At 41.1% G+C, this 11,402-nt stretch carries 12 protein-coding genes; all 12 read left to right on the top strand.

Annotated elements, in window-relative coordinates; all coding sequences use genetic code 11:
* On the top strand, window positions 1–280 hold a 280-nt coding region (locus HMPREF1551_RS13280; protein ID WP_021627327.1), incomplete at its 5' end, for a leucine-rich repeat protein.
* A 561-nt stretch (window positions 281–841) separates the two neighbouring features.
* A complete protein-coding gene (locus HMPREF1551_RS01920; RefSeq protein ID WP_021627323.1) occupies window positions 842–1,546 on the top strand; it encodes a slipin family protein in 705 nt (234 codons plus the stop codon).
* Window positions 1,547–1,997: 451 nt separating this feature from the next.
* Window positions 1,998–3,074 carry a hypothetical protein gene (locus HMPREF1551_RS01910; protein WP_021627321.1) on the top strand — a complete coding sequence of 359 codons (1,077 nt, stop codon included), beginning with the start codon at window positions 1,998–2,000 and terminating at the stop codon, window positions 3,072–3,074.
* A 38-nt stretch (window positions 3,075–3,112) separates the two neighbouring features.
* Complete coding sequence (locus HMPREF1551_RS01905; RefSeq protein ID WP_034544098.1) at window positions 3,113–3,472, top strand: hypothetical protein; 360 nt, start codon at window positions 3,113–3,115, stop codon at window positions 3,470–3,472.
* Window positions 3,473–4,516, top strand: coding sequence for an FAD:protein FMN transferase (locus HMPREF1551_RS01900; protein ID WP_021627319.1), 1,044 nt, complete (start codon window positions 3,473–3,475; stop codon window positions 4,514–4,516).
* A 70-nt stretch (window positions 4,517–4,586) separates the two neighbouring features.
* A complete protein-coding gene (locus HMPREF1551_RS01895) occupies window positions 4,587–5,156 on the top strand; it encodes a YceI family protein (RefSeq protein ID WP_021627318.1) in 570 nt (189 codons plus the stop codon).
* 91 nt (window positions 5,157–5,247) lie between these two features.
* Window positions 5,248–8,019, top strand: coding sequence for a DNA polymerase I (polA, locus tag HMPREF1551_RS01890; RefSeq protein WP_021627317.1), 2,772 nt, complete (start codon window positions 5,248–5,250; stop codon window positions 8,017–8,019).
* 10 nt (window positions 8,020–8,029) lie between these two features.
* Window positions 8,030–8,614, top strand: a complete 585-nt coding sequence (locus HMPREF1551_RS01885) for a GrpB family protein (protein WP_021627316.1) — start codon at window positions 8,030–8,032, stop codon at window positions 8,612–8,614.
* A gap of 75 nt (window positions 8,615–8,689) precedes the next feature.
* Window positions 8,690–9,949 (top strand): AAA family ATPase, encoded by a 1,260-nt coding sequence (locus HMPREF1551_RS01880; protein ID WP_021627315.1) that lies wholly within the window; start codon window positions 8,690–8,692, stop codon window positions 9,947–9,949.
* 5 nt (window positions 9,950–9,954) lie between these two features.
* A complete protein-coding gene (locus tag HMPREF1551_RS01875; protein WP_021627314.1) occupies window positions 9,955–10,638 on the top strand; it encodes an RloB family protein in 684 nt (227 codons plus the stop codon).
* Between the two features lie 22 nt (window positions 10,639–10,660).
* Window positions 10,661–11,149 (top strand): SMI1/KNR4 family protein, encoded by a 489-nt coding sequence (locus HMPREF1551_RS01870; protein ID WP_021627313.1) that lies wholly within the window; start codon window positions 10,661–10,663, stop codon window positions 11,147–11,149.
* Window positions 11,150–11,208: 59 nt separating this feature from the next.
* Window positions 11,209–11,400 carry a type II toxin-antitoxin system HicA family toxin gene (locus HMPREF1551_RS01865; RefSeq protein ID WP_034544111.1) on the top strand — a complete coding sequence of 64 codons (192 nt, stop codon included), beginning with the start codon at window positions 11,209–11,211 and terminating at the stop codon, window positions 11,398–11,400.
* The last annotated feature ends 2 nt before the right edge of the window (window positions 11,401–11,402 follow it).

Genomic DNA, 11,402 nt, shown 5'->3' with positions numbered 1-11,402 from the left:
TATTACAATTCCTAATTCGGTTACAAGTATAGGAGATGAAACTTTTTATAAATGTAGTTCATTGTCTTCTATAACAATTCCTAATTCGGTTACAAGTATAGGAAGTTATGCTTTTTCATATTGTAATTCTTTGCAAGAAATAATATGTAAGGCAACTACTCCACCAGAGACAAATATAAGTTTAGGCTATAATAAAAAACTCATCGTTCCTAAAGGTACTAAGCACCTTTATGAAAATGCTTATCTCTGGAAATACTGTTCTCCTATAGTAGAAGAGTAAACTTTTATTACTACCCCTAACAAAAAAGCTGCCTTTTGTTGGGCAGCTTTTTTTGTTAATTCTTCGCTTATCATTTGGTTTGGTAGGACAAGTGAGAGAATTTTGAATTGGGCACGAGCTACAAGCTCGCGCCAGCGGGCGTAATTGCTATCGGACACCCTAAATAAAAACCTATTCTTATGATAAAAACCATTCTATTCATCACGCTTATACTCTTAACCTTATGGCTTACGGGCTGCTGGAGGTATAAAGAAAAACCACTTACATAGGGGATTGCCTTTTTGGTTTTAAATCGTATATTTGCAGAGGAAAAACAAACCGCCACTTATTATATATCGTCTTCCTATCAAAATAAGGTATTGCGGACAACAAAAGGGGAAGATGACTCCAAAAAAATCATTTATTTATTTGGGAAGAAAGATAAGACAGGGCTGCGGCTCACTCTAAGGAGCGTTTGCAAGGCTGAGGATACCGTCTTTCACTCTTTGAAAGGCTTAATTGGCTTTCCCGCTCTTTAGAGGTCTTCTCTTTCTTATTTTATGAATCATCAATTGTATCTATATGTTTTACAAAGAATTAGAAGTAGCGCCTGGTTGTATAGGGTTACTGTTTAAGAAGAATGTTTTCCAGAGAGAACTCTCCGCAGGAGTCTATAAATTCAGTCCGTGGGAGAAAGTACATATCATATCCCTATCCCAGAAGCTCAGGAGCATAAGGGTTGTCAATCAGGAGGTGCTAACGGCAGATAATATTGCGCTGCGGTTTTCGTTCTACTTGCTTTACAAATTGGACAATGCCAAGCTATTCACCGATAATTTTGGTGTAGAAGAGGGTCATTTTTCAGTAGCAGAACAACAAATAGCCGCTGCTGCACAAGTGCTGCTACGCCAGAAGATATCGGCCTTTACGAGTGAAAAGCTAAACGAATGTCGAAATGATATCACTGACTTCAAAGAGGAGGCTTTTTGCACAGAAGTGGCTGCTTGGGGACTGAAGATCATGAAAGCACAGCTGATAGATATTACTTTCCCCAAGAGCGTACAAGACCTCTTCTCACGTGTCTTGGAAAGTAAAATACGTGCTACTTCCGAACTTGAAAATGCTCGTACCGCCGTAGCCACAGCCAGAGCACTTAAGAATGCCTCTGAACTGATGAAGGGCGATGAGAATATTAAGTTTTTCCAATATATGGAGACGATTACCAAGATAGCCGATAAGGGTAAGCATACCTTTGTCATAGGGGAAGTGCCTAATCATCTTAAATAATACAATTGTAATATAATAGTTGATTTGTCAGGAGCAGATGAGCTGTAAATTGCTAAAGGATTTTGGGCTATTTTACTTTATGGGAGTGCTATTGTCCGTGTTGATTGTCTTTTTCATAGGATTTTTTCTTTATGGCGAAGAGGAACTTACTCGTGCTTCTATGCGTTTTCCTATCGTATGGGGTATTTGCTATGCTTATCAAGAGTTGTTTTGTTTTGTACAGAGATATATAGCTTTTTTTTATATCAGTGCAGTTCTTTCTATAGCATTGTTATCGCTTCCTATAGGTGTTTTATTGGCAATACCTATTAATTTTGTTTTGTGTAAGATTAGTCTGGAGAGAAAATAGAATAAGAAGGCAGATTTTCGTTTTCAAAACACTAAAAAAATCATAAATATAGTAGATATTTAAAGGAAAATTTAGTATATTTGCAGGCTAAAAAAACCTTTTATGAAAACAAAATATCTTTTATCATTCATAGCTTTTGTAGCTTCATTGATGACTTGTTTTTCCCAATCTACGAATTTTTCTTCTATATATGATAGTCAGGAACTTTTTAAAATAAGAAAGCAGGTGCCTTATAGCAATTATGGGGATTATGCTTATCATTTTTATTTGGTTACCAAGGCAGAGGAAGGGAATAAGAATTATTCCTATGTGTCTAAGCAGGCGATTGTAGAAGGGATGAGTAAGGTAATCAATAATTCGTTTGATTCCCAGTATACAGATGGGCTTCGCAAAGCCTCTAGTAAAAGTGCTTTCGAGAATCTACTTCCGGAGGCTATTGGCTTGAACGGATTGGATTACCTTATAGAAGCTTTTTATGGAGATAATGACCGAACACCCCTCAAGTATTTTGAGGTAGTGATGCCTATAAGCAGTAGTGAGTATGGGATGGAATATCCTTTTGAGCTAAAAGGAGGGCAGTTGGTACCCTTAAAAGGCTTGGAGCCCATCTCCGAAGCGATAGAGAAGTCTTTGAGCAAGCGCTTAAGCAGGCCTATCTATCGCTCTATGAGTTCCAAGTATGGGGCTACCTTTATCAATGGGAATGAGTGCATTCTCTTTAGCTATTGTGATAATGAAGAGAATTGTACAGGCTATCGTTTCAACATAGCGGCTGCCTATGATATGGCTACCGCTAATGTATATTATGCAATGGATGATTTCGGCGGCTACAAGACCACTGTGCCTAAGGGTGTTCGTTGGCAACTCTTAGGTACCTATGGTACGCCACAGTTCCTGGCAACGACTCCGCTGCCTCCCTCTTCTCCAAAGGGGAATACAGTCAAGCAAGGTGTCTTGACCCTAATTAACAATTCAGGTAATGCCTACACTGTAAGTTCGGTCAGAGGGGATGTAGTGGTAGAGGGCGGTACCCAAACTACTCTTTATTTGGACTACAACAATCTTTACCGAATTACTATCAAGCAGAATTACGGCTATTTAGTTTATCCTACAGTACTCTATTATGATGTACAGTTTGATGAAGACCATACCGAAAGAACGATAAGGTTTCCTTTCTAAAAGGCCTCACAGTCATTAATCATTAACTATTATATAAGTTGGCACTTACCGAACAAGAATTACATAATTTAGCGATGAATATCGTAGGGGAGGCCTTGCAAGAGCTGGGCTGGGAGTTTTTGTTGGTCAATAGCGACCGTAAGAAGAACCCACAGTTTGTCTGTATAGACCCACAGGGAAGGAAGAGCTTCATCATCGTGCGCCCTATATTAGGCGGAGATGATCCCGATGTATATGACCCCACCTTCATGGAAAAGGTACGCCAAAAGGCCGTGGAGCATGAGGGAGATACCTATTGGGCAGGCGTAGGCCTTTATGATGTAGCCGATCCTACCGCTCCCTTGGAGCAAGGCAAGTCCTACCAAGTTGATTTTAGAGGATTATTAAAGATTGAATAAATGAAATACCTATATACCTTATGGGCAGCAATCTTATTGGTTGCCTGCCAACAGCCGTCCCAGGAGAATGTCTATTACATACGGGGTGAGGCACAGGGTACCACCTATGGGATTACCTATATCGCTACCAAGCCGGTGGAGAAGGCTGCTGTAGATTCCATCCTAAGGGTGATAGATCTCTCTATGTCTACCTATATAGAGAACTCTTTGATCACCCAAATAAACAAGGGAGAAAACTTGCCAATAGACCCTCATTTTCAGAAAGTTCTTCAGGCCTCTATGGATATATATCAGCAGAGTAATGGTATCTTCGACCCCTCTATAGGGCAGCTGATCAACGCTTGGGGCTTTGGCAAAAGGGAGAACCACACCCCTCCGACCCAAAAACAAATAGACAGCCTACTGGCCCTCACAGGGATGGATAAGGTGCATATCAATGCTACGCCCAAGGGAACTTTCATTAGGAAGGATAATCCTGATATACAACTGAATTTCAATGCGATAGCTCAAGGCTATACCTCCGATGTGATAGCCGATTATTTTCACTCCAAGCAGATAGACAACTTTATTATAGAGGTAGGAGGAGAACTGGTCATCCATGGGCAGAATATCCTCAAGGGCAAGTCCTGGAGGATAGGAATTGACAATCCCTTGCAAAAGCCTGATGAGGATAGGGAAATCGTAGCCACTGTGGAGCTAACCGATTGTGGGTTGGCCACTTCAGGGAACTATCGCAAGCTATGGACGGACTCCATCACGGGGCAGAAATACGTCCATACGATTAATCCCAAAACAGGCTATCCCCAGCCCAGTAACCTGCTCAGTGCCACCGTTGTAGCTCCTTCGGCTATGCTGGCCGATGGCTATGCCACTACACTTATGGCCTTGGGAGGGGTGGAGAAGGCAAAGGATTTCCTTGCCCAGCATAAGGAACTAAAGGCCGTACTCCTCTATTCCGATGAAGCTCATAAGGATCAGATACAACGCTATGTGACAGAGAACTTTAAGGTGGAGTTCGAGGATCAAGTCCTCACAGAAAAATAATTTTTCTGATAAGTAGTTTGTTAATTCCATTTTTATAATTACCTTTGCCCCTATTCAAATACTAATTTTTATGAGGAAAATACTAAGCATTTTCGCGCTACTGATCACTACAATAGTGATGGGGCAAGCCCAAAAAATCAACTTGCAAGCCAGTAATCTCCAATGGGAGGCCAAAAAGGTAATCGCAGGAGGCCATAAGGGTACCCTTGCCTTTAGCAAAGGAGAGTTTATCTATAAGGATAAGGAACTTGTGGGAGGCTCTTTTGTGGTGGGGATGAATTCCTTGACCGTTACCGATGATAACCTGGATGCCAAGCTAAGAGCAAAGCTCGAAGGACACCTCAAGTCCGAGGACTTTTTCGATACAAAGAAGTTTCCCGTGGCTACCTTAGTTATCAAAAAGACAACCAAAACACAAGCAGGCTATAAAGTGGAAGCAGACCTTACTATCAAAGGGATTACCAAGACTATAACCTTTGATATGCTAAGAACTACAGTCGAAGGATTTGCCTCTACCATAGTGATTGACCGTACCCAATTTGACATCAAGTATGGTTCTGGTAGCTTCTTCTCCAACTTAGGGGATAAGGCTATTGAGGACAATTTTACAATTCATACCTTTGTGTTGCCTAATTTCTAGGTTGTGTTTGTTAAACCTTTCTATATTTGAAAGAAAATACCTTTGGTGAAACTGATTTGCCAAAGGTTTTTCTTTAAAAAGATGTATTATAATGAAAAAATTATTTCTCTTAGACGCTTATGCCTTGATATTTAGAGGTTATTATGCCTTTATCAAAAATCCCCGTATCAATTCCAGGGGACTGAATACCTCGGCTATAGTAGGCTTTATGAACTCTTTGCTGGAGGTCATCCGTAAGGAACAACCGCACCTCTTGGCAGTATGTTTTGATAAGGGGGGAAGCCAAGAGCGTACCGCTATGTTTGCTGAATATAAGGCCAACCGAGACGAAACGCCTGAAGCGATTCGCCTGGCTATACCCTATATCCACCAAATATTGGAGGCCATGCAGATTCCTATTATCGAAAAGGAAGGTTACGAAGCCGATGATATCATAGGAACCTTAGCCAAACAGGCTGAAAAACAGGGGTATACCGTATATATGGTCACCCCAGATAAGGATTTTGGACAGTTGGTCTCTCCCAATATCTTTATGTATAAGCCTGCCCGTGGGGGGAATGAAGTGGAGATATGGGGTGTGGAAGAGGTCAAAGAGAATTTTCAAGTAGAGCGCCCCGAGCAGGTGATCGATCTGCTGGGAATGATGGGTGATGCAGTGGACAACATCCCTGGCCTACCTGGAGTAGGGGAGAAGACCGCCCAAAAGCTCCTCAAGGAATTTGGCTCTATGGAAAACTTATTGGCCAATACCGATAAGCTCAAAGGGAAGCTACGAGAAAATATTGAGAATAATAAGGAAAAAGGAATACTCTCCAAAACCCTTGCCCGTATTATCTTAGACGTTCCGGTGACTTTCGATGAAAAAGATTTTGAACTCTCCCAACCCAAGATGGACGAGATAAAAGCAATCTTTGAGGAATTGGAGTTCCGCAATATGTTTACCACCCTACAGAAAGCTTTTAAGTTGCAGCCTGTAGTCCCTGATTTGTTTAACTATCAACAATTATTACCTACAGAAGGGGCCTCTACCCCTGTAGAACCTATTAAGAAACTCAAAACCATAGCCGATATACCCCATCAATACCAGTTACTCACCACTCAGGCAGAGGTAGAAGCCTTATTACCAGAGCTTTTGGCACAAAAAGAAGTATGTTTCGATACGGAAACGACTTCCTTGGAGGAGATGGAAGCCAAAATAGTGGGCTTAGCACTTTCCTGGGAGGTACATAAGGGCTATTATATTCTCTTTCCGGAAGATATGGCCTTAGCAGGGCAATGGCTCTCGCTGCTGAAGCCTTTCTTTGAGTCAGAAACGATTCTCAAGATAGGCCAAAATCTCAAGTATGATCTAAAAATATTGGCCAACTATGGCATCGAGGTGAGTGGAAAGCTCTTCGATACCATGATTGCCCATTACCTGCTCAATCCGGATATGCGGCATAATATGGACCTGCTCTCCGAGGCTTATCTCGACTATAAGCCTATCGCTATCGAATCACTTATCGGTAAGCGAGGCAAAGGGCAGCTGACCATGCGTGCAGTTCCTGCAGAGTTGCAGAAGGAATATGCGGTGGAGGATACCGATGTCACCCTACAGCTCAAGCAGGTTTTTGAGCCGCTTTTAGAAAAAGACCAGATGACCGCTCTCTTTACCGATATAGAAGCGCCCTTGGTACGAGTGTTGGCACAGATGGAGTACGAGGGTATCCGAGTGGATACTAATTTCCTTGGTGAACTATCCAAGCAGATTAATACAGACCTTATCGGGCTGCAGGAGGCTATTTTCTCCCAAACGGGACACTTTAACCTCTCTTCTCCCAAGCAGTTGGGAGAGGTACTCTTCGATAGGCTCAAGCTGCTGGCCAAGCCCAAAAAGACCAAGACGGGACAATATGCGACCTCCGAAGAGGTGCTCTCCGAACTGGCTGCTGAACACCCCGTCGTAGCACAGGTATTGGAATACCGTGCCTTACAGAAGCTCCAAAGCACTTATATAGAAGCCCTTCCTCGTGAGGTAAACTCACGTACAGGGCGCGTACACACGACCTTCATGCAGGCGGTAACAGCTACCGGTAGGCTTAGTAGTAACCAACCCAATTTGCAGAATATCCCTATCCGTACCCCAAGAGGTAGCCAAATCCGCAAGGCCTTCGTACCGCGCAATGAGGACTATACCCTCCTCTCGGCTGACTATTCCCAAATAGAGCTACGTATCATCGCCGCCCTGAGTGAGGAAGACCATATGATAGAGGCTTTCCTTGAGGGGCAGGACATCCACCGCTCCACCGCAGCTAAAGTATTTGGGGTGCCCTTGGAAGCGGTAACCAAGGAGCAGCGTAGTCATGCCAAGACGGTTAACTTTGGGATTATCTATGGAGTATCGGCCATCGGGCTAAGCCAACAGACCTCCCTTACCCGTAGTCAAAGTAAGGAACTGATTGATACCTATTACCAAACCTATCCTAAGCTCAAGGGTTATATAGAAAAACAGATCGCTTTTGCCCGCGAACATGGCTATGTACAGACCCTCTTAGGCCGTCGTCGTTACCTACCAGATATATATTCTCGTAATCAGGTAGTTAGAGGAGCTGCCGAGCGCAACGCCGTAAATGCCCCTATACAAGGAAGCGCGGCCGATATTATCAAAATAGCTATGGTACGGATAGCCCAGCGCCTTGAGAAGGAACGCTTGTCTACCCGCATGCTCCTACAAGTACATGACGAATTGCTCTTCGATGTTCCCAAAGCAGAATTGGAACTCGTAACACCCCTTATTCGTGAAGAAATGCAACAGGCCTACAAGCTTTCCGTTCCTCTTATCGTGGAGATAGGAACAGGAAACAACTGGTTAGAAGCGCACTAAATAATGACAAATGACTAATGATGAACAGACCAATCCGTTGTTAAGAATGTCGCTTGCAGAACTATGGCAACTATTTCCCATCATTCTTTCACCTTTTAATCCGCTTTGGAAAGCATGGTTTGAGGAAGAAAAAACATTTCTTCTGCAAAGATTACCTTCTGATAAAGCGTTTAGGATAAGTCATATAGGTAGCACTGCCATTGGTGAAATATGGGCAAAACCAATTATAGATATACTTGTAGAAGCGGGACAGACTGCTTCACTTCTACAGATAAAAGAGATATTTCTTCAAGCAGGTTATCTTTGTATGAATGAGACTCCCACAAGACTCTCTTTTAACAAAGGATATACCCTACAGGGCTTTGCTAATAAGGTATTTCACTTGCATTTGCGCTATTGGGGAGATAATGATGAGTTGTATTTTCGGGACTATTTGCAGGATCATTTGTTAGTAGCAAGACAATATGAGGCGCTTAAGATTTCCCTGTGGAAACCTTATGAACATGATAGAGATGCTTATACGGCTCATAAGACCGATTTTATAACAAAATACACACAAATAGCTAAAGAACTCTATAAAGGACGTTATGAATAGATCCTACCCTAAGAAAAATTTTGTCAAATCATTTCTTATTTGTATTTTTGCAATAAATATGCAAAAAACGATGTTATGATAATTCTGCAAGATTTTAGTTTTGGTAACTTCCGTTCTTTTAAAGAGATACAGACACTAAGCCTTTCTAAAGCAAATCTGACTTCAGTTCAGGATATTGCTTTGGAACCTACACATACTTTCAAGTACAAAGAGGGGGCTTTCCTAAAGACAAAAGCTATCTATGGGGCGAATGCCAGTGGAAAAAGCAATGTAGTGAAAGCGCTGGAGGCTTTTCTAAAAATCGTATCCGATTCAGTGAGAGATAGCAAGGTGCTTTCTCTTATAGATTCTTTTGTGAGTGCTGAAACCATAGCCCAACCGACTTTCTTTCAGATGATTTTCTATATAGATGAGGTAAGATATCGTTATGGATTTGAAGCCAAGACAGGCAAGATTACCTCCGAATGGCTCTATGGGAAGAAAGGAAGGCGAGAACTTTGCTATTTTATTCGTGAGGACAATACTATCAATGAGATAGATAAGACAAATTTTGCAGAAGGGGTCGTTTATATGAACCTTACCCAACAAGGAGAAGACTCTGGCGAAATGCTTTTGCCTACTAATTTATTTCTTACCGTATTGGCTTCCTTTGGTTTTGGAAAGATATCCAAGCAGATTACAAGCAATCTAAGCAGCATTAATATCATTAGTGGATTAAGTAACCCTACCATGATGAGTCATGCAACAGAAGCCTTGAAAGAAGCGTCTAAGAAAGAGTTTATTCTCAATATATTAAGAAAAGGAGATACCTCTATCCAAGACTTAGAAGTCATAGAAGCTGAAAAATCTGCTAACTTTGAAGAAAAGAAAAAACCACAACTACTCGTTTCTAAAAAGGAATATATGGGAGGATTAACTCATGGGACGTTTTCTTTTGAAAGATACGAATCAGAGGGTACTCGTAAGCTTTTTGAACTGAGTTCCTACATCTATGAAGCGGTGAAAGAAGGTCGCCCATTAGTAATTGATGAGTTTGATGCACGTTTTCATTCTCTTCTGACCAAGCGAATAGTGCAGTTATTTAACTCAGAAGAAAATAAACAAACGCAGTTTATCTTTGTCACCCATGACACGTCTTTGTTATCAAGTAGCTTTCTAAGGCGAGACCAGATTGAATTTGTTGAAAAGGACGAAGCAGGAGCGAGCCACTTATATAGCTTAGCACAGATAAATGGAATACGAGCCCAAGCCTCATTTGAGAAAGATTACAGACATGGCAAGTATGGGGCTATACCCTTGGTAGAAGATTTTTCAGAATTAGCAGCCAATTCCTAAGTAGTATGGGTAAGAAGATAAAAGCGGTAAAAGTTACAGACCAAGGGAAACCTTGGGAAAAACGAAAAAATAGCTATCAGTATAAGGCTGATAGAGAGGCTAATAAAACCATATTAATAGTTTGTGAAGGACAAACAGAGGAATGGTATTTTAACCGATTTCCTGTGATTTCCCTATCTGTCAGATGTGTAAACCTACAAGGACAATCTAAGATGAGTTTGGTACAAGCCACTCAAGAGATTGTAAAAAATGAGGATTTTACTTTTGATGAGGTATGGTGTGTGTTTGATATGGATGTGCAAAATACGGATAAGGACTTTACCCTCTTTGATAATTCTATAGATAAGGCCAAATCTTTAGACTACAATGTAGCTTATTCCAATGATTGTTTTGAACTATGGCTATTGCTACATTATAAGGATATACAAAGCACTCAAAATAGAGAATATTACTATGAGCAATTAGGAAAATGTTTTAAGATGAACTATGTAAGGAATGGCAAAAAGATTGACTTCTGTAAGAGACTCTATACATTATTACATGAGGATAGTAATTCCTCTGAATCACAAGCTATTATACGCGCTGAAAAGTTGCACCTTAAGCAAAAACATTTGCCTTATCACCAACAAAAACCAGTAACCTTAGTATATCAGTTAGTACGCTTACTCAACGAACATAAGAGAGTATAGCGTATCACAAAGATAGAAGACCATGAATACCTTTCAAAAAAATCTTACAATACTACAAAACCTATTGCAGCAAAGTGCAGGAAAGCCTATTCATTATGGCAATGAGACCTATCGCTTTACCCAACAAGCAAAGGTTACCGAGGAAGAACTTGCCAGCTTTGAACAGCAATATAATGTTCGCCTACCTGAGGACTTCAAAACTTTCCTCCTTACCTTAGGCGCTTGTACCCTTTTTGAGGACGAAAGAGGTTTTTCCGACCAGTTCTATGCACCTGATCAATGGGAGAGCTATGCTAAAGAGGTCTTTGAAGGGACAGGGGTCTATTTATTCCCTCATATCCTTTTAGTCTGCTATCCCAATGTAGGTCATCAGGCAGGATTTGTCTTAGGAAAAGGTGATCAGTTTGGGGTGTTCTACTCCGATGTCCCTCCCGAAGAATGGGAAGAGGATACAGATCTTATGCCTTTCTCTCAGTGGCTTGAAGAAGAAATGGAAATCTGTAAGGGGTAAAAAAATATTTTGCTATTTAAAATAATAGCATTATCTTTGTGGGCATAAAGGAGAATTTTATGAAGTATTCAGAGTTGGAAAAAATACTACGGGAAGCTGGTTGTTATGATACAGACAAACAGGCTAATGGGCATCCTGTATGGTATAGTCCTATTACAGATAAAAAATTCAGATTGAGTAATCATAAAAGTAAAGAAGTGGCTACAGGAACTCTTAGTAGTATTTTGAAAGCCGCAGGAATAAAAAAATAAAA

Origin of the sequence: Capnocytophaga sp. oral taxon 863 str. F0517, assembly GCF_000466425.1 — a bacterium.
Classification (GTDB): Bacteria; Bacteroidota; Bacteroidia; order Flavobacteriales; family Flavobacteriaceae; genus Capnocytophaga.
Note: the sequence above shows the minus strand (reverse complement) of the source record. Positions and strands in the feature narration are given on the sequence as shown.

Excerpts from the sequence above, each read along its gene's own strand:
- HMPREF1551_RS01920 (WP_021627323.1), top strand. The coding sequence starts at position 842 with ATGTTTTACAAAGAATTAGAAGTAGCGCCTGGTTGTATAGGGTTACTG.
- HMPREF1551_RS01910 (WP_021627321.1), top strand. The coding sequence starts at position 1,998 with ATGAAAACAAAATATCTTTTATCATTCATAGCTTTTGTAGCTTCATTG.
- HMPREF1551_RS01900 (WP_021627319.1), top strand. The coding sequence starts at position 3,473 with ATGAAATACCTATATACCTTATGGGCAGCAATCTTATTGGTTGCCTGC.
- HMPREF1551_RS01895 (WP_021627318.1), top strand. The coding sequence starts at position 4,587 with ATGAGGAAAATACTAAGCATTTTCGCGCTACTGATCACTACAATAGTG.
- polA (WP_021627317.1), top strand. The coding sequence starts at position 5,248 with ATGAAAAAATTATTTCTCTTAGACGCTTATGCCTTGATATTTAGAGGT.
- HMPREF1551_RS01885 (WP_021627316.1), top strand. The coding sequence starts at position 8,030 with ATGACTAATGATGAACAGACCAATCCGTTGTTAAGAATGTCGCTTGCA.
- HMPREF1551_RS01880 (WP_021627315.1), top strand. The coding sequence starts at position 8,690 with ATGATAATTCTGCAAGATTTTAGTTTTGGTAACTTCCGTTCTTTTAAA.
- HMPREF1551_RS01875 (WP_021627314.1), top strand. The coding sequence starts at position 9,955 with ATGGGTAAGAAGATAAAAGCGGTAAAAGTTACAGACCAAGGGAAACCT.
- HMPREF1551_RS01870 (WP_021627313.1), top strand. The coding sequence starts at position 10,661 with ATGAATACCTTTCAAAAAAATCTTACAATACTACAAAACCTATTGCAG.
- HMPREF1551_RS01865 (WP_034544111.1), top strand. The coding sequence starts at position 11,209 with ATGAAGTATTCAGAGTTGGAAAAAATACTACGGGAAGCTGGTTGTTAT.